The following is a 23,874-nucleotide window of genomic DNA, read 5'->3' as shown; positions in this document are numbered from 1 at the left end:
AAATAACCTTTAATCCCGGCTCAAAAACTGATGCATAACTGCAATCAGCTCCCTGTTTAAATGATCAATGGCTTCCTGCATATACCATTTTGTTTTATCCCTTTCCCCCACAAAGTTGGAAACAGATCTCAACTGAATGAAAGGAACGGCTTCCTGCAGGCAAACATAATGTAAAGCAGCGCCTTCCATAGATTCAATCACCGCGCCATACTTTTCTATCAACTGCTGCATCCTGGCGGCATCGGTGGTTATTTCGTTAACGCTGATGCCCCTTACCGCGGGCAATTTTATTTTTTCCAAAAGTTGCTGGTGCGGGTTTACCAGTATTCTTCCCGAAAAAGGAAAGCTATTTTCTTCCGCCAGCTCCAGGTCAAAAATATCTTTGAACCTGCTGTCTTCTTCAACACCCAAATCGCCTATTACCTCTTCGCGAATCATCACAACAGTGCCCGGCGGATAAAAAGGATGCAGGCTGCCTCCAATACCTGCCTGGATAACGATGTCGGGCCTGGTTCCGCTTATATATTTGGTAAGCGCGTAAATGGTGTTTACCATTCCCGCGCCTGTTATCAGGGTATTAACGCTGCAGTTTTTACGATAATACATTTTTTCGGCGAGGTACTCCCGGGTAGCTTCAATTTCACCTGGAGTGGCCGCTGTTAACAGGATATTCATTACGCAAATGTCTGCATTTCGGCTATGATATGGCGCCGGGTCATGAGCTTTTTACCGGGCTTCCCTGTTAAATCCTAACTTTGCCAAAATTTTTCAGGTATGGTGTATCTCACCCGTGTGGAACATTTTAACGCGGCGCATAAATTATTTAACCCCGGATGGAGCAGGCAGCAGAATGAAGCGGTATTTGGTAAATGCGCCAACGAGAACTGGCATGGTCACAATTACGAGTTACACGTAACCATTAAAGGGGAGCCTGATCCGGATACAGGCTTTGTGCTGGATGTAAAAAAACTAAGCGAAATCATAGGCAGGCAGGTGCTGGATAAATTAGATCACCTTAATTTGAATATGGACGTTGATTTTATGCAGGGAAAAATGTGTTCAACCGAAAACCTGGCCATAGCTATATGGGGGCAGTTAGAACGCTTCCTTCCTGTGGCGGTGCAATTGCATTGCATTAAGTTGTATGAAACGCCACGAATTTTCGTAGAATATTATGGCCGATAAACCATTGAGTGAAGGGGAGGCATATCGTTTTCAGATGCAGTATGTATTTTTAAGCTAATGAATAAAAGTGTATGAGCAAAAAAGTAGCAGTGTACAGAAGGGAGCATTTCAACGCGGCTCACCGGCTATACAATTCCAGGTGGGATGACGCCACCAATTTTCGCGTGTTTGGTAAATGCAGCAATCCGCATTACCACGGTCATAATTACGAGATGGAGATAAAGGTAACAGGTGAACCGCAGGAAGACACAGGCTTTGTAATGGATATGAAGGTTTTATCAAACCTCATTCAGCAATACGTGGTAGAGCGTTTTGATCATAAAAACCTGAACCTGGATACGGCGGAATTTAAAAACCTTAATCCTACCGCAGAAAATATAGCTATGGTAATTTATGGTCTGCTCCGTCCGTATGTTAACGAAAAGCATGACCTGCAGGTGAGATTATATGAAACACCCAGGAATTTTGTAGAATATCCTGCTTAATTTTCGGAATAATTTTAACTTTTACACTTTTTAATTTCTTAAATAAGGCTATGGCATATAAAAAGATAGAGCAATACGATGAAGAATCTACTTTGTTGCTAACGGAAAACTATACCAAAACCCTCACGCTTCTGGGTGAAAACCCACAAAGAGAAGGATTGTTAAAAACGCCTGAACGTATGGCAAAAGCGATCCAGTATCTTACGCAGGGCTATAATATGAGCGCTGAAAACATTCTGAATTCAGCTAAATTTCATGAGCCTATGAGCGAAATGATCATAGTAAAAGATATTGAGATATACAGTATGTGCGAACATCATATGCTGCCTTTTTTTGGTAAAGCGCATGTTGCATACATTCCTAATGGCTGGATAACCGGACTCAGTAAAATTGCCCGTGTTGTGGATGTATATGCCCGCCGTTTGCAGGTGCAGGAAAGACTAACCACGCAAATCTTAGATGCTATTAAAACCACATTACAACCCTTAGGCGTTGCCGTTGTTATTGAAGCATCCCATTTATGTATGATGATGAGAGGAGTTCAAAAACAAAACTCCGTAACCACTACATCCGCTTTTTTCGGCGAGTTTGAGAAAGGTGAAACCCGTAGCGAATTTATCAGGCTGATTGGTTCTGCGCTGCATTAGCCATTATAACAAAGCCAATGAAAAATACCGGGCGTTTTTTTGTGTTGACGCGGCACATTTTATATTTCAGATTTAACCAATGAAGCAGGTTGTTGTTTTTTTGAGCCTTCTTATAACAGGTGTCTCCTTTGTTGGGGCGCAGGATAATGAGGTGTTTATGTTTTGCTATTTTAAAAACAACGGCGAAGATGGTCTGCACCTGGCATACAGTAAGGATGGATATACCTTTACCGCGCTCAAACACGACAGTTCTTTTTTAACGCCGCTGGTTGGAAAAGATAAGCTCATGCGCGACCCCTGTATTATACGCGGGGCAGACGGGTTGTTTCACATGGTATGGACGGTAAGCTGGGGCGAGCGGGGAATAGGGTATGCGTCATCGCCCGACCTGGTGCATTGGAGTGCGCAGCGTTATCTTCCCGTTATGGAGCACGAGCCCGGCGCGCTGAACTGCTGGGCACCCGAGATTACGTATGATCGCGGGAACGGCCAATACATTATTTACTGGGCAACCACTATACCGGGTCGTTTTCCGGCAACCGATACTACGGGCGATGAAAAATATAATCACCGGATGTACTATACAGCCACAAAAGATTTTATGCAATTGCTGCCTGCAAAAATATTGTACAATAAAGGCTTCAATATAATTGATGCCAGCATTCAGCCGGATGGTAAAAGGTTTATTATGTTTTTGAAAGATGAAACCAAAAAACCAGTGCCGCAAAAAAACATACGGATTGCTATAAGCAATGCAATCAGTTCGGGGTATAGTGTACCCTCCAGACCGGTTACGGGCAATTATTGGGCGGAAGGCCCAACCGCTATTAAGATAAAGGAACAGTGGTTTGTATATTTTGATAAGTATGCCAGCCACCGGTATGGAGCGGTGGTTTCATCCAATCTCAAAAAATGGACCGATATTTCTGATAAGATTTCTTTTCCTGCAGGAACAAGGCATGGTACGGTGTTTAGTATAACAGAAAAGGAGTTTACATCCTTCTTCAGGCAATAATACATTTGATTGGTACTGTTATATATAAAGCAGGTGGCGGTGTATCATATATAAAATCCCTTTATTTTTGGAAGATTAAATGATGATGATTCAACCCGGCATAATTTTTACGCCGGTTAAACCAGTAAAATATTTATAATGAAGCATGCCTATGTATTTCCGGGACAGGGTTCGCAGTTTGCGGGAATGGGAAAGGAACTATATGAAACCAGCAGCACTGCGAAAGCCTTATTTGAAAGCGCGAATGATATAGCCGGTTTTCGCATTTCCGATATCATGTTCCATGGCACAGATGAAGACCTGAAGCAAACGAAAGTAACCCAGCCTGCCGTATTTCTGCATTCGGTACTGCGGTTTAAAACACTGGGTGCGGCTAATCCCGCTATGGTGGCGGGTCATTCGCTGGGTGAGTTTTCCGCATTGGTTGCCAATAAAACCCTCTTGTTTGCAGATGCATTGAAACTTGTAATTGTTCGGGCTCAGGCAATGCAAAAAGCATGTGAACTCCGGCCTTCTGCTATGGCTGCCGTTCTTGCATTAGACGATGCTAAGGTAGAAGAAATATGCGCCGCTATTCAGCAGGAAACAGGCGAGATTGTAGTGCCTGCCAATTACAACTGCCCCGGACAGTTAGTCATAAGCGGATCGGTAAAAGGAATTGAAATAGCCTGCCAGCGCATGAAAGAAGCTGGCGCTAAACGGGCATTGCCACTGCCTGTTGGCGGCGCGTTTCACTCCCCGCTAATGGAACCTGCCAAAGCGGAACTGGCTGCAGCTATTGAAGCTACGGTTTTCAGCATCCCTTCCTGCCCGGTATACCAGAATGTAACAGGTTTACCCGTTACTGATCCGGGGGTAATAAAAAAGAACCTTGTAGATCAGTTAACCGGCGCCGTTAGATGGACACAAAGCGTACAAAAAATGATTGCAGATGGCGCCACGCGGTTTACCGAAGTGGGTCCGGGTAAAGTATTACAGGGGCTGATTGTAAAGATTGATAAAACCGCTGTGGTGGAAGGAGAAAACTAAGCTGCTGTATTAGCGGGCATAACACCTGAAGTGCTGATGGTAAAATTGCAATGACGTACAGGGAAAACGAAGCAGGCCGCTATGCAATTTTACGCCGCTATAACCCGGCGTTTAAAAATTCAGCCTTCCCATTATCCCTCATCCTGCTATCTTATCATCCTATAAATCTTAACTGTGAACCAACGGCAACTTTTTTTACAGCATGTAGCGCAAACTTCACCCGCGCCGCTTGCACTTGAAATAGTAAAGGCGGAAGGATCTACCCTTTGGGATGTAAATGGTAAGACGTTTACAGACCTGATCGCCGGCATCAGCGTATGCAATATTGGTCACCGGCACCCGGCTGTTACGGAAGCCATTAAAAAGCAGGTGGATCAATACCTGCACTTGCTGGTGTATGGCGAATTTGTTGAAACACCCCAGGTAGCTTATGCCCATAAGCTTACACAACATTTGCCCGCTTCACTGAACTCGGTGTATTTTACCAACTCAGGCGCAGAAGCCACGGAAGGCGCTATGAAATTGGCCAAGCGTTATACCAACAGAACACAGCTCATCGCCTTTAATCAATCGTACCATGGATCAACGCAGGGCGCGTTAAGTATCATAGGGGATGAATACTGGCGCAACGCCTACCGCCCGTTATTGCCGGGCATTTTGCATTTGAACTATAATTCATTTGATGACCTTGAACATATCAATACAACAACGGCCTGCGTAATTGCCGAAACCGTGCAGGCAGAGCGTGGCGTTATTGCTCCTTCCAAAGCATGGATGCAGGCATTGCGCAAAAAATGTACAAACACCGGCTGCCTGCTGGTATTAGATGAAATTCAAACCGGGTTTGGAAGAACGGGCAGCCTGTGGGGATTTGAACAGTTGGAAATAATACCTGATATTGTTTTGCTGGGTAAAGCATTGGGCGGCGGAATGCCCTTGGGCGCCTTTGTTGCCGATAAGCAACTAATGCGGAGCCTTACCAGTAACCCCGTTCTTGGACATATTACCACATTCGGCGGACACCCGGTTAGCTGCGCCGCCGGACTGGCCGCCATGAAGGCTTTACAGGAAGAAAATATGATAGCAACGGTAAGGGCGAAAGAAAGCCTTTTCCTTTCATTACTGAAACATCCGCACATTAAAACCGTACGTTCAGCGGGATTACTGATTGCCGTTGAATTTGAAAATTTTGAAAAGAATAAAGCCTGTATTGACCGGTGTATTGAAATGGGCGTTCTTACCGACTGGTTTTTATTTGCCCCGCAATGTATGCGTATCGCTCCCCCGCTTAATATCAGCGATGAAACAATTAAGAAAGCCTGCGAAACTATTGTTGAGGCTATTGAAAGAACATAACTATTTCCATTACGGGACCTTGTGATAAATATCAACGTTTGTTCTTTATGCCTCAATACGGCCATGTAGAAGATAAAAAATACTTAACTTCACAACAAAAACAAAATGACTTACACAGACAGGTATATAATTGAAACCTACTCAGGTTTATTTGAGGGGTTAAGTCATATGAGTAAGATTGAATTAATTGAAAGCCTGTCAAAGTCTTTAAAAACTGAGAAGACAAAAAAAGACACCCGGTTTTACAAATCTTTTGGAGCATTCTCCTCTGAAAAATCAACTGAAGAAATAATTGCAGACATTAAATCAAGCAGGAGATTTAGAAATAGAGAATTGAAATTCTAATGCAATATCTACTTGACACAAGCATCTGTGTTTTCTTTTTATGGGGAAAGCTCAATCTAGATGTCATCATTAGACAAAAGGGCCGGGATAATTGTTTTATTTCTGAAATTACAGATGCAGAGTTTCGTTATGGCGCAGAAAACAGCGACAATCCAGCAAAATCTCACAAATCCGTTGATGCATTCGTAAGCGGGCTTTCAATAATTCCAATCTATGGCTCAATTAAACGTTACGCAAAGGAGAAAGTTAGAATTAGAAAAATGGGGAAACCAATGCACGATGAATTTAACCTTTTAATTGGCGTTACAGCAGTTGAAAACAGGCTTATTTTAGTGACAGACAATGTTAAAGACTTTGAGCGGTTAGAAGGAATAAAAATGGAAAATTGGTTTAAGCGAAAATAGCTTAGCATACGATAGTGCAACAACATGGCTGACGAGAAATAATATTCAACTGCGAATCATTTTTAGGAACGCATGAATTATGAACGACAACAAGGCGGTTATTGAAAAATTTTACACTTCCTTTCAGCGCTTAGATGCCGGCAGCATGAATGCATGCTACAGCGATGATATCATTTTCAGCGACCCGGTATTTGGCCTATTAAAAGGTGACGATGTAAAAGTAATGTGGGAAATGCTTTGTACCAATGCAAAAGATTTTTCGCTCAGCTTTTCCGGTATCGAATTACTGGATGAAGGGTACGCTACCTGCCAATGGAAAGCCACTTATACCTTTTCCAAAACGGGCCGTAAGGTAACGAACCATATTAAAGCCTTTATGCGTTTAAAAAACGGGAAGATCATAGAGCACAGCGATGCTTTCAGGCTCAGCACCTGGCTGGCGCAGGCTTTTGGATGGAAAGGCACATTGTTTGGCTGGACCGGCTTTATGAAAAGAGCCGTACAAAAAAATGCCCGGAAAAACCTGATCCGGTTTATAGCCACCCATTATCCTGATCCGGAAACATAAACAAAATCATTACTTCATTTCCACCACCTCGCTCTTTGCTATGATGTGATATAGCTTAATAGTGAGCGCATGAAAAAGAATTTTAGCATTGGCATTTCTTTCAATATAATACGCCGCTTTATCTAATTCTTCTATTATAGCCTGGTGCTGATGCAGGGAAGCGATTTTATTTAACCGTAGCGCGAAATCTCTTTCCGCATCCGGTAATTGGGCGCTTATTTCGGGTATGGCCTGCAGGCGGATGGTTTGCTGCAGTAAATGATTGAAATAGCGCAGGAATTGTTTTTGCTTTTCCCTGCCCTGCCGGCTTATTTCTTCAATCCATTTTACCTGTGCAACAGGGCCGGTTTTTAAAATAGCGTTTAGCCATTCCCGTAATATGCCCTGCCAGTCATCACCCGAATGCTGCAGCAATTGCAGCGCCTCATGATAATTACCTTCACTCACCAACGCAATCTGCCTTGCCTGTTCCTCCGCCACCTTACCTCTTCCGGTTAAGGCGGTTTCTATATCTTTTATATCCAATGCCGGAACCTTAACCAGTTGAGTACGGGAAAGAATAGTAGGCAAAATAAGACTTTCATTTTCCGCTACCAGCAGAAATAAGGTATCCTGCGGCGGCTCTTCTATTAGCTTAAGCAATTTATTTCCGGCATTACCCAGGTATTCGGGCAACCACATCAGCAAAATTTTATACCGGCTTTCAAAACTTTTGAGGCTCAGCTTGCGAATAATATCATTGCATTCGTATGCTGTGATATTACCCTGCTTATTTTCGGCTCCTATAAACTGCAACCAGTCGTACCCGTTACCATAGGGATATTGTTTTACAAATTCCCTCCACTCAGTACTATAGTCCGAACTTAAAGGTTTATCTCCGCTTTTCCGTGGAACAACAGGATAGGAAAAGTGAATATCCGGATGGATCAGTCCTGCTGCTTTGGACCATGCAGGCTGTTGCTGCATCCAGGCATCAGCCTGCTGCCAGCTTTCATTTACAGGCGGCGTATTGCCCTGTTCGGCGCCTAGTTCACCAAAAAGAGATGTGGAAACACCGGCAGCGTTGCCGGCTTTTGCATATGAAAAAAGGCTTACATAATTGGCAAAGGCCAGTGCCAGGGGTAAAGCGCCGGAGCCTTCTTTTCCTAAAAACAACAAAGCGTGACTTAAGCGGTTTTGTTGTACCAATTGCAAAAGCTGCTGTTTTACACTTCCCTGTCCTATAACATCCTTAAATAACATAGGGCGCTAAAATAAGCATTCCGTGAAAGTAAATGTGCGGGATATTTTTTTACATTCAGCGATAGGCAGGTTTTATTACCTTATTTGTTTTGGGACTTTTTTTTACCGGTTCGCCTAGCTTATCCATAACCAATGCGGCACAACCAGTCAGCTCCGCTTCATACCCCAGGGTAGAAATACCAATTTCCGTATTAATGGCAAGCCGGGGTATACAATGTTCATTGAGCGCCTGCTGTATAGGCGCCTGCCATATTTTTCCGGCCAGCGCTCCTCTGCCGCTCAGCACTACAATGCCTGGATTAAGCAGGTGAATTAATATAGCAATCCCTCTTCCTATATTATAACCCGCTTCCGAGAGCAGTTCTATAGCAAACCGATCGCCCCTGCCAGCAGAATGAATGATGGCTTCGGCATCTTTTTCCAGGTCTTCTTCTTTTCCCGAAAGTAATTGCTTTAAAGCGGTTACCCTTCCGGCCTGTATGCCTTCTTTTGCTTTTTCTACAATTACAAATAACGATGTTTCTGTTTCCAGGCAACCACTTTTGCCGCAACTGCATAGTTTACCATTATTAAAAAGCGGTATATGACTAAACTCTCCGGCAAATCCGTTATCTCCTCTAAAAAGCGCACCTTCCAATATCATACCCAGTCCTACACCCCATCCAACATTAATAACCATTGCGTTTCTCCTGTTTCGCGCAGCGCCAAATCTTAACTCTGCCAAACCAACAATACCCGAATCATTTTCAATATAGGTTTGAAGCCCCGTTCTTTTTGATATATAAGCCGTGATACTTTCGCCCTTTGTTTGCAAAAAACTATAATTAACCCCTTGTTGCGGATCAACAAAGCCGGGCATACCTATACCAATACCTGCAATTTTGCTCTTGCTGATACCCGACTGTTCAACAACGTATTCAATTTTATCGGTAAGCAGCGATAAAGCCATTGGATTATCGGCAAGCCTGAGCTCAAATTTTTCCACCGGAAGAACGTGCTTATTTTGCATATCCATGATGGCAATACGGGTAAAAAACTGATCCATAGCCACGGATACGATATACAGGATATCTGCTTTAAGCGAATACATTAACGGACGCCTGCCGCCACTGGAAGGCGCATAACCTGTTTCAACAACTATACCTTCTGCAATAAGTTCATTCAGTATTTTGGTAGTGAGTGAAAGACTTTTATCTATTTTATGGCTTAGCTCGGCACAGGAAAGCAGATTAAAAAAATAAAGCTGCCTTGTGATTTTTCTTTTATAAGATTGATTTTTACCTGTCATACAAATGAATGAATACCTCCATTTTACAATAAGAAGTAAGTTAATATAAGTTTTTTAGAAAAAATAAGATCAATGCCTGCAAGGGCGTATTCCAAATGGTTGCCAGGCGCCGGCACTTACTCATGCTTCCTGCCCCATCCATATGGCGCCGCCAATACTATTACGCACAGCGCCCGTTACAGTTGACAATACATTATTTTCTTCCCGCCAGCGGAGCACGCCTGTTAAAGCCATTACCAGCGCTTCTTTGTATTTAACCGTTTTTTCATCAGGAACCAGCAGCTCAATATCATACAGCTTCACCTGGTCCTGTATGCGGTCTATTAAAAAGGTATTCATGGCACCGCCACCGGTAACCAGCATTTTTGCAGGTCCGGCTCCGGGGTTCAGGCTTTTTTTTATTTGCTCCACCGCCGCTTTAACCTGAACAGCTATATGTTCCGTGTACGTACACAACGCATTTGCCAAGTGCGGTTCTTCCTGTAGTACCAGTGGATATACCACATCATTTCCAAAAGTGTTAGACAAAGATTTGGGGTACTGTGCCTGGTAAAAAGGGAAGCCGTTTAAAGCTTCCAGCAGCGTTGGGTTCACTTTGCCGGAGGCTGCCATTCTTCCGCCTTCATCATATGCTTTACCCGCCTTAGCCGCAAGCAGGTTCAAAACGCGGTTGGCCGGGCAAATATCAAACGATACATACGTATTACCGCTGTGAGCCGAGAGATTAGCGATACCCCCGATATTCAGGCAATACCGGTACCCGCCGAAAAGCAGCTTATCGCCTATAGGTACAATAGGAGCGCCCTGCCCTCCCAGCGCCACATCCAATGCCCGGAGGTCGCTAATAACCGGTATACCGGTTTCAGCGGCAATAGCTGCACCATCTCCTAATTGTGCGGTCATTTTTTTGTGCGGTACATGAAAAGTAGTATGCCCGTGCGAGGCTATGAACTGTACCTGGTAATGCAATTGATGTATGTTAATAAATGCATTTACCTGTTCTCCCAGGAAATGACCATATTCGGCATGCAACAACTGGTAATCCAGCGCATTAAGTTGTATGGCAGATTGTAATTTGTTGGCCCATTCAGCCGTATACGGATAACAATCCGCATGCTCTATATCAAAACTCCATGTCCCTGCGTTTTCATGAAAATGAACGTAAGCGATATCCAGCCCGTCTAATGAACTGCCGCTCATAAGGCCAATAGCCCGGTAAATCATTAAAGAAATTTTAGATTACAAATTACTGCGTTTAGATTTGTTACATAAAACTATTGATTTACACGGAACTATTGGTAACCCAAACAATGTTTTATGGTTATAAATCTTAGTGCAGCCTATTCTTTACTGAGTACCTGGGTAAGCGAGTTAAGGCATACGGATATACAAACAGACAGGATGCGTTTTAGAAAGAACTTAGAACGTATAGGCGAAGTAATGGCTTACGAAATAAGTAAAACGCTGGAATGGGAGGAAAAAGAAATTCCTACTCCATTGGGTATATCGGTATGTAAGGTACTAAAGGATCAGCCTGTGCTGGCCACGATTTTACGTGCCGGCCTGCCTTTTCACCAGGGCGTACTGAATTTTTTTGATAAAGCGGATAATGCGTTTGTATCTGCCTACAGGAAGCACCACCGGGACGGGTCCTTTGAGATTAGTGTTGAATACGTTTCCTGTCCCGATCTGGACAACCGTGTATTGATCATTTCAGATCCTATGCTGGCAACGGGCGCATCTTTAGTTAAAACGCTGCAGTTTTTAAAAGCAGCCGGACAACCAAAGGAAATTCATATTGTTTCGGCTATTGCCTGTACGGTGGGTATTGAATTTGTTCGCAGGGAAAATCCCGGCGTGAAAATATGGTGCGGCGCTATTGATGATGAGCTAACGGCAAAAGGCTATATCGTGCCCGGATTGGGCGATGCAGGCGATCTTTCATTTGGCTCAAAAACGCAATCTTAACCGAAATTTCGTAACTTGACAAACAATTCAACCAGGATGAAAAAAGTCCTTGTACCGCTGCTGCTTATGGTGTGTATTAGTGCATATGCGCAGGATCCGCATTTTTCACAATTTTTTTCATCACCGCTCACATTAAACCCGGCTTATACAGGTAAGTTTGACGGCACTTTTCGTGTAGCAGGCAATTACCGCAATCAATGGCCCACTATTAATAACGCTTTTACTACTGCTACCGCTTCGGTTGACTTTGCGCTGCTGCAAAACCGTATTCCTGAATTTGATACCTGGGGCGTTGGCATCATGGGATTGAATGACCAGAGTGGTAATAAAATACTCAACAACAATTTTATTTCGGTCTCTACTGCCTATCATAAAGCCTTAGATGAAAACGGATACCATACCCTAACCGTTGGCTTCCAGGGGACCTACGCCAACAAACGGCTTGATCTCACCAGGGTAACCTTTGAGGATCAGCTTACTGCGTTCGGCTTTACTCGTGCTACCGATGAAGTATTTAATAACAGTAATGTTACCATAGATTACTTTGATGTAAACGCAGGAATGCTTTATTCGGGCAGCACCAATGGCTTTAATAATTTTTACTTAGGCGCCTCCACCTATCACATCAGCCGTCCGGAAGAAAAGTTCACATCCACAGGAGAAAAGTTCATTCTCAATCAGCGGCTCACCGTTCACGGCGGAGGTTACGTGCCTATTGGCCGCATCACTACCTTTCATGGCAGCTTTATACACCAGCGCCAGGCGGGCGCCACAGAAACCGTACTGGGCGGTGCCATAGCTTTTAACCTGAGTGATGATGAAGACATAGAAACCAATTTATACACCGGATTGTGGTATCGTTTTGGCGATGCTTTTATTCCTTATGTAGGCATTGAATTTTCAGGGTTCAGGTTAGGCTACAGCTATGATATTAATAATTCTTCGCTAAAAACCGCTTCTAACAGCAGGGGGGGAAATGAAATTTCACTCATTTTTATCAGGAAGCCTTCCGATCCGGGCAGAAAAAAGCTGGGTTGTCCCAAGTTTTAGAAAAGCCCAAACGGTTTTATAGCCCTTATCTTTTTACATTGCTGTAGCGCTGCAATGCCCGGGGTGCATATTGCGGGTAACTACGCAATTTTATCGGATCCAAAATAGGCATGCAATACTTCAGGCAGTGCAATATGATTTTGCTGTTGATTATTTTCGAGCAGGCAGGCCACAATACGGGGCAGGGCCAGCGAACTCCCGTTTAAGGTATGCAGCAACTGGTTTTTGCCATTTTGATCTTTGAACCGGATCTTGGCCCTGTTAGCCTGGTAGGCTTCAAAATTACTTACAGAGCTCACTTCTAACCAGCGTTCCTGGGCGGCGCTGTATACTTCAAAATCGTAGGTAAGTGCCGAAGTAAAGCCCATGTCGCCCCCACACAATTTTAAAATGCGGTAAGGAAGTTCGAGGCTTACCAGCAGTTTTTCTACATGAGCTACCATTTCTTCAAGCATTTCATAACTTTTACCGGGATGTGCAAGTTGTACAATTTCCACCTTTTCAAACTGGTGCAACCGGTTTAGCCCCCGCACATCTTTACCAAAACTGCCTGCTTCCCTTCTAAAGCAGGGCGAATAAGCCGTCATTTTCACCGGCAGGTTTTCTTCCTTTATAATTTCATCGCGGTAAATATTGGTAAGCGGCACTTCCGAAGTAGGGATCATATAAAAATTATCAGCAGGCATATAGTACATCTGCCCCTCCTTGTCGGGTAGCTGGCCGGTGCCATACGCGGAGGCTTCATTTACCATAAAAGGAGGAAGGTATTCGGTATAGCCTGCGGCAATATTATAATCTAAAAAATATTGTACGAGGGCTCTTTGCAGCCTGGCGCCCTGCCCTTTATATAGCGGGAAACCGCTCCCGGTGATTTTGGCCCCGGTTTCAAAATCAATGATGTCGTATTTTTTTATCAAATCCCAGTGAGGAAGCGCCTGTTCGGGTAAATGAGGTTTCGCGCCACCTTCCCGCATCACCACATTATCTTCAGGTGTTTTGCCCGGAGGTACTTTATCAGATGGCAGATTGGGCAGCTTTACCAGTTCATACTGCAACAGCTTTTCCGTTTCGGCCAGCTTTACATTCAACGCACCGGTCTGCAATTTATAATTAGCCACTATTTTTTTTGCGTTCTCCGCTTCTTCCTTCTGCCCTTTCGCAATAAGTTGTCCAATGGTTTTGGAATGGCTGTTTACCTGGGATTGGAGGGTTTCTAATTCAAATTGAAGGGCTTTCCTTGCATCATCTAAGGCAATGATCTGATCAACCAGTTCAACACCGGAAAAATTTTTAACCGCCAGCTTTTCTTTTACGCGGGCCACATCCTGCCTGATTATATTTATTTGTAACATCTACAGCAATTTCAGGCAAAGGTAGTTGTTGATGCAAAAGAACCAAGCATCCAAAAGGTAAGCGCCAAATAAAATACAAAGCCGGAAATCCGAAGGAGAAGAAAAAGTGAGAGGCGAAAAGAGAGAAGTGAAAGAAGGCTTATGTAGCCTGTTGTTAGTAATTACACATCTAACGGCAACCTGATACCTGATATCTGATACCCGATTTCTACCCATTAATCTCAAATCAACGTATTTTTGCCCCCTATGAATAATATTGAAAGTGATTTGCAAGCGCGTTGGTGGAACCTTGAAGCGCAATTAGTGGAGCGATTTGGCAAGAAGCCCGATATGGAAGCTATATTATTTTTGATTGGTGTACAGGAATTTGGAGAGCTACGTCCTAAGTTTACAAAAGAACAAAAGCAGGATTTAATGCATGTGGCTGTTTGCAGCTTGTTTGCGCAAAGCGGCTATTATGAACTCGAAAAAGTGGATGATGACGGCTGGCCGCATTTCAAACAATTGAAACCCCTTCCGGTAATGGACCTTATAGCACAGGAAAATTTTATGAAGGACCATGTTTTACTGTATTTTGAAAACAATCATTTTCCGGAATAACACTGTTGCCGAAGTGCTACTCTTTTTAATGCTGCCGTGAGATTCGGATCAGTAACCGGGTTATTCCAACTGTTTTTTGTAATCTTTGCAACACAAAAATACTAAACATGAAATTTCCTGAAAACTTACGCTATACCAAAGACCACGAATGGGTTCGTTTGGAAGGCGATGTAGCCGTAATAGGCATTACCGAATTTGCACAAAGTGAGCTGGGCGATATTGTGTATGTTGAAATAGAAACACTCAATCAGCACCTGGCTGCCGATTCTGTTTTTGGTACAGTGGAGGCGGTAAAAACGGTAAGTGATCTTTTTTTGCCTGTAACAGGAACCATTATTGAAATTAACCCGGAATTAAACAATCAGCCCGAACTGGTAAACAGCGATCCTTACGGGGAAGGCTGGATGGTTAAACTTAAAGTAGATGATGCCGCCGATGTGGAAACCTTGCTGCAGGCAGATGCTTATGCCGCCCTTGTACAAGGCTAACGCGATTGGAGTATGAAAAAAAACCTGCTGCACGCTATATGGCCCGCCATAGTGTGGTCTGTTATCATTTTTATTTTATTGACTATTCCGGGACAGGACTTTCCTGCCGGCCCTAAAATTCCTTTCCTCGACAAGGTCATTCATGTTTTTTTATTTGGCGTACAGGTGTTTTTATGGTGCAGGTTTATTGATCGCATCAAAACGCCGCATGTTTTGTGGATATTTTTGCTCATTTTCCTCATTTCGTGTATTTATGGTATCGTAATGGAGTATGTTCAGCTATACTGGATAGCAAACAGAGGTTTTGAAACGGGAGATATTTTGGCCGATATAACCGGTTCTATGGCTGGATGGCTGATTTACCGGTATTATTTTTTAAAGAAGCAGGAAGTAGTATAAAAAAAATTGGCCTCTATAGAAATAGAGGCCGCAACCAAAACTAACTGCTTATGAGAAAATTGACTGTTTTTACAATCTCTTTATATTAAGACGCAAAACGATGAATAAAGGTTTATTCCTGTTTTGTTAAATATTTCTAAAGAACTTTTCTTCTAAACGTAATATACAAAATTAAATTGCAATTACAATGCCATTGTTTCTGAATACAAAGGTCAGCAAAAAGAAACTAAAATACTCATAATGATTTGCAAAAATGTCTTAAAGAACTGTTATTCATTTATTCCTATACGCGCATAATGCGTGTTTGTTCTTTATACGAGTATAATATCCCTCCCCAATACCCAATGTTACCGGGTTATTTCTTTTTATTTTGAATGCTGAACAACCTTAAATTGCTCCCGGTGGAATATAAGCCATACAGGCATCCTGTTGCACAAGAAAAACCATGTATCTCATCCTGGAAAATACACTTAGTGTCTGTTCTTATCCGTTCTTTACATACAATGTGTAACTTAGTTCTCTTCAATTCCTGATTTTTGAAACAACGTTTTTACGCTTTAGATGTATGTAGAGGCGCCACGGTAGCTTTTATGATACTGGTCAATAATCCCGGAAGCTGGACGTATATATATCCACCCTTCGATCATGCCAAATGGCATGGCTGCACACCTACAGACCTGGTGTTTCCCTTTTTTTTATTTGCGGCAGGCAACGCCTTAGCTTTTACTATACCCCGGCTGCGGCAGGGCGGCGATGCCATGATGTGGAAAAAAATAACCAAAAGAACAGTATTAATATTTTTCATTGGTCTCCTGTTGAATGCGTTCCCTTTTATAAGCTATAATGCGGATGGTGTTATAGCGCTAAAAGCTTTTCAAAACCTGCGGATAATGGGAGTGCTTCAACGAATTGCACTCTGTTATGGCTTTGCCGCTGTGATGATTTATTATTTACGCCCTGCCTGGCTTTTTACAGCGGGCGTCCTGTTATTGCTGCTGTACTGGATGATGTGCCTGCTTTGGGGTGGCAATGATCCTTTTAGCCTGCAGGGCTGGTTCGGAACGGGTATTGACAGGGCTGTGCTGGGCGAAAGTCATATGTATCATGGCGAAGGCGTAGCTTTTGATCCTGAAGGCTTAATGAGTACGCTGCCCGCCGTAGTACAGGTAATGCTGGGTTACTGGGCAGGCAGCTTCATTGTTAGGAAAAAAGACGCTGCGGCAGAAGGAGAAAATAAACCGGTAAATGGTCTTTACCCTTTACTAACAAAGCTTTTCATTGCCGCCGTGCTGCTGGTTTTTACCGGGCTTTGCTGGAGTACCGTTTTTCCGCTTAACAAAAAAATATGGACGGGTTCTTTTGTATTATACACTTCAGGACTGGCTATTGTTGTACTGGCAGTGATGATCTATTGTATTGAAATCAAAAAATGGCATGGTGCCTGGAGCCATTTTTTTGATGTATTTGGTAAAAACCCGTTGTTCATTTTTGTACTGAGCGGCATTTGGGTGAGACTATACGGATTAGTGAGGATAGCAGATGGAACCAGGGATGGCAAAACAGTGTATAAAGCATTAGGCGGCTGGATGTATGACCATATGTTTGCTCCCTTATTTGGCCATATGAACGGCTCGCTGTTGTATGCAGTTTTTCATCTTCTTATTTTTTGGGCTATAGCCTGGTGGCTGGATAAAAGAAAAATCTATATTAAAGTATAATAATCCTTTCATTATATGACCAAAATTGCTTCTCCCCGTTTTTTAGCCCTTGATGTATTAAGGGGCATGACCATTTGCTTTATGATCATTGTAAACAATCCCGGAAGCGGCGCCGAACCATTTGCTCCATTATTGCATGCTTCCTGGAATGGTTTTACGCCTACCGACCTGGTATTTCCCACTTTTATGTTTGTTGTAGGCAACGCCATGAGTTTTTCCATGCCCAAATACAGGCAGTTGGGTACGGGCAGCGTGCTGGGCAAAATATTTAAACGTACGGTTATTATTTTTTTACTGGGATACCTGATGTACTGGTTTCCCTTCTTTAAGGAAACCCAGGGGGGCGGGTACGACCTTTCTCCCATTAGCAATACCCGCATCATGGGCGTATTACAGCGCATTGCGCTGGCTTATTGTGCCGCCGGATTAATGATCCATTTTTTACCGAAGAAAGCGGTTTGGGCTTTGAGTACTATTTTTTTGCTGGGTTACTGGCTGATACTATATGCAGGCGGCGACTACAGCATGACGGGCAATGCGGGGCATAAATTAGATTTACTGTTATTTGGAGAAAGCCATTTATACCACGGTGAAGGCGTAGCTTTTGACCCCGAAGGGCTGCTGAGCACCATACCCTCTATTGTGAACGTAATAGCGGGCTATTATGCCGGCGTTTTTATTCAGCAAAAAGGGAAAAGCTTTGAATCGGTAGCCAAACTCTTAATTAGCGCGTTTGGGCTGCTTTGTATCGCTTATTTCTGGGACTTCGTTTTTCCTATCAATAAAAAACTGTGGACCAGCTCTTTTGTATTATATACTGTGGGACTTGACCTGGCTATATTGGGAGTACTCCTTTTTATCCTGGAAATCAAAGCTATTACCAAAGGCGCTTATTTTTTCCAGGTATTTGGCAAAAACCCGCTTTTCATTTATCTCCTGTCGGAGATATTGTATACCGTATTTTATATGATCAAAACAGGTTCGGGTACGCCCCTTTATGAAGGGATTAATAATACCTTTTTCCAAAAAGTGTTACCCGGAGCCTGGGGCTCTCTTGCCTTCGCCCTTTGCTATATGCTTTTATGCTGGCTGATTGGGTACTGGATGGACAGGAAAAAGATTTATGTAAGGGTGTGATGAGGGGGAGCAGTGAGTAGTAAGTGGTGAGTGAGTTACGGGTGTTACGGAAGTCATAAGGTTAATATCTGTTGTTCCCGGGCTGAGTAAGTACTTTTAGCATTAATGCGGTGATCTGTCTTGCCGGAACAATACCTTTGTATAAACCCGGAATTATGTCGTTTAGTTTTAGTGAACTGGTAACGGTTATATTTACGCTTTTCGCGATAATTGATATTATCGGGTCTGTGCCCATATTAATTTCGCTGAAACAAAAAATTGGTGGTATTCACGAGTTGCGCGCCACCCTTATTTCCGGTGCATTAATGATCCTGTTCCTGTTTGCAGGGGAGGGCTTTTTACGTATCCTCGGCTTAGACATCAAAACATTTGCCGTTGCGGGTTCTGTGGTTATTTTTATATTGGGGCTGGAGATGGTGCTGGGGCTGGAATTTTTCAAAAGCGAGAAAGATGTAAAAGCTGCAACACTGGTACCTATTGCTTTTCCACTGATAGCAGGTTCCGGAACGCTCACCACCATTATGTCGCTTAAGGCCAATTTTTCCGACTTCACCATATTCCTGGGTATTTTTATTAACCTTATTATCATTTACGTGGTTTTAAGATCATTGAATTTGATAGCCAGGATTTTAGGAAATGCAGGATTAATTGCGGTGCGTAAATTTTTTGGCGTAGTTTTGCTCGCCATTGCCGTAAAGATATTCGCGGAAAACGCGCATGGGTTGATTAAGTAATGTGTAAATGTGAGAGATGTGTAAATGTGATAAGTGAAATACACCGGTTCCCTTTTCAAACAAAAGCTCTTTGGTGATAATATTTGAAGACTGTAGAAATTACATTTCCACATTTTCATATTTTCCCATTTGTTTTGGCCTCGTCGTACAATGGATAGTATAAGAGTTTCCGAAGCTCCAGATACAGGTTCGATTCCTGTCGAGGCTACAAATGTTCTGCATGTTTTACACCTATGTTTTAAAAAGTACTAACCATGATTATTTCTACAAAGGTCATTGCCTGATCCTGAAAATCATTTGCCTGCTTTTTGCAGGTAAGACAGCAGATCAATGGTTTCTTTATCCGTTAAGGTATTTAGCAATCCCTGCGGCATCATGGAAACGGGTGTTACTTCCTTCGACTGAATAGATGATTTGTTGATAACCACATCATTTTGCCCTACCACGCGCATGGTTACCTGGCGTTGGTTTTCCCCAACCAGGTTCCCGGAATATGTTCTGCCATCGCGGGTGGTAACCACTACCATTTTATAATCATCCTGAATTTCTTCGCTTGGGTTTAATATATTGAAGAGCAGGTAATCCACGTTCGACCGGTTGGAGCCGGTAAGCTCAGGACCAATCTCTCCGCCCTGCCCATACATTTTATGGCAGCTTCCGCAGGTTCGCATGAACAACTGCCGGCCATTGTTTACATCCGGATTTTTTGCTGCCTGGCCGCTTAAAAGATTCTTATACCGGGTATACGCTTTATCATCACGCGGACTATCATCAATAGGCCCCCATATTTCCACAAAACCGCTGCCTACTACTCTCCGTAACTGCCTTGCTACATTTGCAGATACATCTCTTTTGGGAACTATATTTTCTTTGAGCGCCTGGCTAAGTATCCAGCCATATACAGGACGGGAAGAAAGTGTTTGAACAGCGGCTGATTTTTCAGCTTCATTAAAACCTTTATACTTTTTAATCAGTAATGATCCCAGGAGCTGCTCATCAAAAGCCGCAATAGATTTGATAACTTCTATACGTAATTGGGGTTCCTCGAGCAACGCGGGAAGTTCAGGCAACAACTCCTTTCGTTGCTGCGCCGTAAGCGCTTGGAGCGCTTTTTTTCTTTGCCCCGGTTCCAAATGCTTATTTTTTAGCGTAGCCAGCGAACGCTGTGTAGCTTCCGTATCGCCGAAAAGTGCAGCAACCTGTAAAGCCAGTTGGCCTGCCTTGTCGTTCCTTTTTTTAAGTGTAGCAAAAACCTGCTGCCAGGCAGGCGGAGGTTTAATATCCGTACGATCCTCCATTCCATTCCGCATTCCCTCCAGTAAGCTAACAAGGGTTTTCGGCCGGGTTCCGATAGTAGTAACCAGCTCGTTCATTTTGCCGCCATCTACCGCACGACGGGCAGTATAGCTGGCAACCAGCGGTATATTCGATTCCGATACAATTTTCAATGCACGGGCAGGGTCTTCCTTAAACATGGGCTCCAACCCGTACCAGATCATTTTTGGCAGGTTGTGATCACTGATATCTTCCGCATGCTTTACCAGTTCGCCGGCTATGCTCCAGCTTATGGTTTTTTCCAGCCGTTGCATCGCTGAAGCCAGGTAAAGTCTCACCACCGGGGAACGATCCCCCGCTGCCATAGCAATAAATTGATCAGCTACTTTGGATGATACGGAGCGGTCTTCACATAATAGCTGTATTGCCCAGGCACGGATATATGGCTCCTTATCATCAAGCGCTTTTAAAAGCATATCCCCGCTAAGCCCTTTTGTTACATGCAACGCCCACATGGCTTTTAACCGAAAATCAGTATCAGGATTAGATTGAAATATTTCCAATAATACACGGTGCGCTTGCTGATCAGTTTCCCCCCTGGCGGCCCTGCCCTGGAGTATAACCCTTGCGCGGCGGGCATGCCAGTCGCTCTTGCTGGTTTGCAGCGCCGCCAGTTCCTTATCGCTCATTTTGGTAAGATCCGAATACCTTCCCGGCCAGTTTTCTGCTCCCGATTGCTCCGGCACAATCCTGAATATGCGGCCCGTTTCGGCGTTCAATACTTTCTGTCCGCATATATCCGCATCATGCCAGTCAAGCACGTATACGCCCCCATCGGGTCCTATCTCCATACTGAACCCTACCCACTGCGCATTATTGGCCATCATAAAATCATCACCGTGACTGGCTACGAAGCCTGAACCCTGCGGCTTCAGGATATCTGAAAGAACAGCGTGCTCGTGTATATTGGCCATGAATATCCTTCCTTTTTGCGATGCGGGAAACGCGTCAGACTGGTAAATGCGTGCCCCGCCATGTGCAGACCTGTGGCTATGATCGGTTATTGTTTTGATATCGTCATACACAAAGGGATTAAAATGCCGGCCGCCCTGGCGGTGGTAAATTCCACCGGGGATAACGTGCCACATATGAGGAATTACACAGGCACTGATAAATAGCTGACCTTTGGCATCATAATCAATCCCCCACGGATTACTGAATCCATGGGCAACTACTTCAAACTTATCTTTGGTTGGATGATACCGCCACACGCCTCCATTGATATCTGTTCCCTCTCCTTCCAGTATATTTTCAGGAAAAGGGTCTTTATGTTTATACAGGCGGCCCTTGCCTTCCGGTTTTCTTACTTTAGACGGTGTGGCAAATCCCTGGCAGCCGTATAGCCAGCCATCCGGGCCCCAGTGCAGGCTGTTAAGCGTTTCGTGCCGGTCGCGTATGCCCCACCCCGTTAGGCGCACTTCAATATCTTCTATATCCGCCACATCATCGTGGTTGCGGTCAGGAACGAAAAGCAGGTTGGGCGGAGCGCCAATGAAAACACCATCGAACCCAACGGCAATGGCTGCCGGAAAAGCAAGTCCTTCCATAAATACTTTCCTGGTATCGGCCACACCATCGTGATCGGTATCTTCTAAAATAAGTATGCGGCTGTCGCCCGAATTGGAGAACCCTTGTCCTCTTGATTCATAATCCCTGTTTTCCGCAATCCACATTCGCCCCCGGTCATCCCAGCAAAAGGCCATGGGTTGTGTCATCAGCGGTTCGGCCGCCCAGGCATTTACTTTATACCCGTCTTTTACCGTCATAGCTTTAACAGCCTCTTCCGGTGCCAGGAATTTAGCCTCAAGCCCTTCCTGCTGTGCAATTTTCCACATCTCCGCACCGGCATAAAGTGGATTTTCGTTACCGGAAAATGCAACCCACTGCTCATTCAATTTTACATCATTAAGATCACCCGTATACACCACCAACTGGTGGCGGATCACTTCTGTTTCCCCGCTTTTTATTTGCCAGTCTCCTTCCCGGGAGCGTGCCGGACCAATGCCCATTTGCGAATCTACACGCCAGGGCTGCGGGTAACCTTTGTTTCCGGGATGATCAAATACCGCAATGTGTGCAAGGTTATCCCTTCCTTGTACCTGCATGCCCACATCTACCCAGGTAGCGCGCTGTCCTTCCGCATGCCCATTGCGTTGCCTGGCGCTATTTACCACCTCCCCTTTAATACCTTCTTTCCATGGCATCCTGATAAATAATCCGCCATAATCATATTCCCCTATCGTTATATCGGTTTTAGCTTCGCCTCTCCATTCGAGCGAAATCACAAACCTCCCGCTGTCATTGCGCATAGACCATTTCTGGGTTTCTGTAAGTATAGCATTTCCCTTCTCATCCAGCAGGTCGTATACGGTTTGCCATTTTACTTCGCTTCCTTCCTTTTCTGTTATATAGGCCGATACTTTTTTCCAGTAATCATTTCCCGGGTTATGAAAGAAATCGCGGCCATTTACGCGGGTGAATCCCCAGTAAATACCTGTCTGGTGTTTATGATGCGCCGGGCTGTACTCGGTTAGTACACCTTTACCATCGGGAGCGCCAAGGGGATGGAGATAGGGTCTGAAGCCTTCCTCCGCATGCTGCACCAGCACAGGCTCTTTTGAACCTTTCCTGAAAACTGAAATAGTACCCAATTGCTCGTCCTGGCTTAAAAAAAGATCACTGCTCCCTGTGGTTAAAGTTTCCTGTTCAGCGGGTTTACCGGTATTTACCCAGGCAATAATGCATAGCACCATCGGGATTATGATGATCCACCAATAATTTTTTTTCATATAGTATCAATCCGGTTTCTAAGATAAACAAAATGTAATGGCTATTCGCTATTTAGATTTATTACGCCATGAATGCACGAATTAATATAGTTTTACTGAAAACCCGGTTAATAATTTGTGCATGTCCCCAGCCCTGCCCGGCGGGCATGCGTGGCACAAAGCAGCACAGGCTTTTTAGCGGATACGGGTGATCTTAACCGGTTTGATAAGGCACTTAATGAATTTACCTCCAGTTTAGGGATGGTACCTGCCGAACGAAGCGGTGGGAACGGGGTGTATAGCAATGACACTTAACCCCGTTGTAACCGGATACTGCGACTACTGCTTATTGAAGCCGCGTGGCAAGCCATCCGGCTGAGTCCCGCATTACTTAGGTATTATAAAAACATGCCGGTAGAAATAATAAAAAGGCAATCCTAAAAGTGTGTATAAAACTGGTCTTTATTGAAAAGACTGTTGCTTTATCGCAGTTGAACGATTAGTGACATACTCAACTGTTTAACGGGAAAACGCAGCGGCGGGGTCGGTTATACAATAACATTCTGTGGGTTGGCGTACCCGTTTATAGCTATTACAAAAGCTGGCGGGACTTAATTATCGTAAGTGCGCGGCTTACAGCAGACGGAGCTTTTTTAATTCGTTCAGCTAAACAAATTTCATGTAGTTATCTTCTCATCATACCGAAGCACTTTACTTTTTCATAGCAGACCCCGGTACCCAGTATTCGCCGGAGTCATTTC

23 protein-coding genes and 1 tRNA gene are annotated in these 23,874 nt (G+C 44.0%); 18 read left to right on the top strand and 6 right to left on the bottom strand.

The genetic code is table 11. The features are described from left to right. Nucleotides 1-9: 9 nt before the first annotated feature. Nucleotides 10-675, bottom strand: a complete 666-nt coding sequence (mqnB, locus tag VL121_RS14215) for a futalosine hydrolase (protein WP_325406425.1) — start codon at nucleotides 673-675, stop codon at nucleotides 10-12. Between the two features lie 99 nt (nucleotides 676-774). Between mqnB and VL121_RS14210 the strand changes: the two genes are divergently transcribed. The 9 genes from VL121_RS14210 (at nucleotide 775) to VL121_RS14170 (ending at nucleotide 7,034) form a co-directional block, all read left to right on the top strand. Further along, nucleotides 775-1,185, top strand: coding sequence for a 6-pyruvoyl trahydropterin synthase family protein (locus tag VL121_RS14210; RefSeq protein ID WP_325406423.1), 411 nt, complete (start codon nucleotides 775-777; stop codon nucleotides 1,183-1,185). 71 nt (nucleotides 1,186-1,256) lie between these two features. Continuing rightward, a complete protein-coding gene (locus tag VL121_RS14205) occupies nucleotides 1,257-1,670 on the top strand; it encodes a 6-pyruvoyl trahydropterin synthase family protein (protein WP_325406421.1) in 414 nt (137 codons plus the stop codon). 50 nt (nucleotides 1,671-1,720) lie between these two features. After that, nucleotides 1,721-2,317 (top strand): GTP cyclohydrolase I FolE, encoded by a 597-nt coding sequence (gene folE / locus VL121_RS14200; protein ID WP_414635421.1) that lies wholly within the window; start codon nucleotides 1,721-1,723, stop codon nucleotides 2,315-2,317. A 79-nt stretch (nucleotides 2,318-2,396) separates the two neighbouring features. After that, the gene (locus tag VL121_RS14195; RefSeq protein WP_325406419.1) at nucleotides 2,397-3,332 is read left to right on the top strand and encodes a glycoside hydrolase family 43 protein; all 936 of its coding nucleotides are present in this window, start codon (nucleotides 2,397-2,399) and stop codon (nucleotides 3,330-3,332) included. A gap of 138 nt (nucleotides 3,333-3,470) precedes the next feature. Next, nucleotides 3,471-4,361: an ACP S-malonyltransferase gene (fabD, locus tag VL121_RS14190; protein ID WP_325406417.1), complete on the top strand. Its 891-nt coding sequence runs from the start codon at nucleotides 3,471-3,473 to the stop codon at nucleotides 4,359-4,361. A gap of 174 nt (nucleotides 4,362-4,535) precedes the next feature. Further along, entirely contained in the window at nucleotides 4,536-5,717 is a 1,182-nt protein-coding gene (locus tag VL121_RS14185; protein ID WP_325406415.1) for an aspartate aminotransferase family protein, read from the top strand. 105 nt (nucleotides 5,718-5,822) lie between these two features. Next, nucleotides 5,823-6,062 carry a hypothetical protein gene (locus tag VL121_RS14180; protein ID WP_325406413.1) on the top strand — a complete coding sequence of 80 codons (240 nt, stop codon included), beginning with the start codon at nucleotides 5,823-5,825 and terminating at the stop codon, nucleotides 6,060-6,062. After that, nucleotides 6,062-6,466 carry a PIN domain-containing protein gene (locus VL121_RS14175; protein ID WP_325406411.1) on the top strand — a complete coding sequence of 135 codons (405 nt, stop codon included), beginning with the start codon at nucleotides 6,062-6,064 and terminating at the stop codon, nucleotides 6,464-6,466. Before VL121_RS14180 ends, VL121_RS14175 begins: the two co-directional genes overlap by 1 nt. Before the next feature lie 79 nt (nucleotides 6,467-6,545). Further along, nucleotides 6,546-7,034 carry a nuclear transport factor 2 family protein gene (locus VL121_RS14170; RefSeq protein ID WP_325406409.1) on the top strand — a complete coding sequence of 163 codons (489 nt, stop codon included), beginning with the start codon at nucleotides 6,546-6,548 and terminating at the stop codon, nucleotides 7,032-7,034. Between the two features lie 9 nt (nucleotides 7,035-7,043). On the opposite strand, the gene VL121_RS14165 is transcribed toward VL121_RS14170, so the two are convergent. The 3 genes from VL121_RS14165 to VL121_RS14155 form a co-directional block, all read right to left on the bottom strand. After that, complete coding sequence (locus VL121_RS14165) at nucleotides 7,044-8,276, bottom strand: DNA polymerase III subunit (protein ID WP_325406407.1); 1,233 nt, start codon at nucleotides 8,274-8,276, stop codon at nucleotides 7,044-7,046. A 55-nt stretch (nucleotides 8,277-8,331) separates the two neighbouring features. Further along, the gene (locus tag VL121_RS14160; RefSeq protein ID WP_325406405.1) at nucleotides 8,332-9,564 is read right to left on the bottom strand and encodes an ROK family protein; all 1,233 of its coding nucleotides are present in this window, start codon (nucleotides 9,562-9,564) and stop codon (nucleotides 8,332-8,334) included. Nucleotides 9,565-9,684: 120 nt separating this feature from the next. Then, nucleotides 9,685-10,788: an anhydro-N-acetylmuramic acid kinase gene (locus tag VL121_RS14155; RefSeq protein WP_325406402.1), complete on the bottom strand. Its 1,104-nt coding sequence runs from the start codon at nucleotides 10,786-10,788 to the stop codon at nucleotides 9,685-9,687. 93 nt (nucleotides 10,789-10,881) lie between these two features. Here VL121_RS14155 and upp point away from each other — a divergent pair, with 93 nt between their 5' ends. Both upp and VL121_RS14145 read left to right on the top strand, forming a co-directional pair. Further along, a complete protein-coding gene (gene upp / locus VL121_RS14150) occupies nucleotides 10,882-11,532 on the top strand; it encodes a uracil phosphoribosyltransferase (RefSeq protein WP_325406400.1) in 651 nt (216 codons plus the stop codon). Nucleotides 11,533-11,568: 36 nt separating this feature from the next. Further along, nucleotides 11,569-12,582 carry a PorP/SprF family type IX secretion system membrane protein gene (locus VL121_RS14145; protein WP_325406398.1) on the top strand — a complete coding sequence of 338 codons (1,014 nt, stop codon included), beginning with the start codon at nucleotides 11,569-11,571 and terminating at the stop codon, nucleotides 12,580-12,582. Nucleotides 12,583-12,662: 80 nt separating this feature from the next. On the opposite strand, the gene serS is transcribed toward VL121_RS14145, so the two are convergent. Then, nucleotides 12,663-13,934 carry a serine--tRNA ligase gene (gene serS / locus VL121_RS14140; RefSeq protein ID WP_325406396.1) on the bottom strand — a complete coding sequence of 424 codons (1,272 nt, stop codon included), beginning with the start codon at nucleotides 13,932-13,934 and terminating at the stop codon, nucleotides 12,663-12,665. 246 nt (nucleotides 13,935-14,180) lie between these two features. Here serS and VL121_RS14135 point away from each other — a divergent pair, with 246 nt between their 5' ends. From VL121_RS14135 to VL121_RS14105, 7 genes are all read left to right on the top strand, one after another. Further along, nucleotides 14,181-14,534, top strand: coding sequence for a hypothetical protein (locus tag VL121_RS14135; protein WP_325406394.1), 354 nt, complete (start codon nucleotides 14,181-14,183; stop codon nucleotides 14,532-14,534). Between the two features lie 107 nt (nucleotides 14,535-14,641). Further along, entirely contained in the window at nucleotides 14,642-15,022 is a 381-nt protein-coding gene (gene gcvH / locus VL121_RS14130; RefSeq protein ID WP_325406393.1) for a glycine cleavage system protein GcvH, read from the top strand. Between the two features lie 12 nt (nucleotides 15,023-15,034). Further along, nucleotides 15,035-15,421, top strand: a complete 387-nt coding sequence (locus tag VL121_RS14125) for a VanZ family protein (protein ID WP_325406391.1) — start codon at nucleotides 15,035-15,037, stop codon at nucleotides 15,419-15,421. A 536-nt stretch (nucleotides 15,422-15,957) separates the two neighbouring features. After that, nucleotides 15,958-17,139: an acyltransferase family protein gene (locus VL121_RS14120; RefSeq protein WP_325406389.1), complete on the top strand. Its 1,182-nt coding sequence runs from the start codon at nucleotides 15,958-15,960 to the stop codon at nucleotides 17,137-17,139. Nucleotides 17,140-17,154: 15 nt separating this feature from the next. Further along, complete coding sequence (locus VL121_RS14115; protein ID WP_325406387.1) at nucleotides 17,155-18,276, top strand: acyltransferase family protein; 1,122 nt, start codon at nucleotides 17,155-17,157, stop codon at nucleotides 18,274-18,276. A gap of 155 nt (nucleotides 18,277-18,431) precedes the next feature. Further along, a complete protein-coding gene (locus tag VL121_RS14110) occupies nucleotides 18,432-19,010 on the top strand; it encodes a MarC family protein (RefSeq protein WP_325406385.1) in 579 nt (192 codons plus the stop codon). Nucleotides 19,011-19,146: 136 nt separating this feature from the next. Continuing rightward, a tRNA-Arg gene (locus VL121_RS14105) sits at nucleotides 19,147-19,218 on the top strand. A gap of 85 nt (nucleotides 19,219-19,303) precedes the next feature. On the opposite strand, the gene VL121_RS14100 is transcribed toward VL121_RS14105, so the two are convergent. Next, nucleotides 19,304-23,134 carry a PVC-type heme-binding CxxCH protein gene (locus tag VL121_RS14100; RefSeq protein WP_325406383.1) on the bottom strand — a complete coding sequence of 1,277 codons (3,831 nt, stop codon included), beginning with the start codon at nucleotides 23,132-23,134 and terminating at the stop codon, nucleotides 19,304-19,306. Nucleotides 23,135-23,874: the final 740 nt, after the last annotated feature.

Origin of the sequence: Agriterribacter sp., assembly GCF_035497235.1 — a bacterium.
Classification (GTDB): domain Bacteria; phylum Bacteroidota; class Bacteroidia; order Chitinophagales; family Chitinophagaceae; genus Agriterribacter.
Note: the sequence above shows the minus strand (reverse complement) of the source record. Positions and strands in the feature narration are given on the sequence as shown.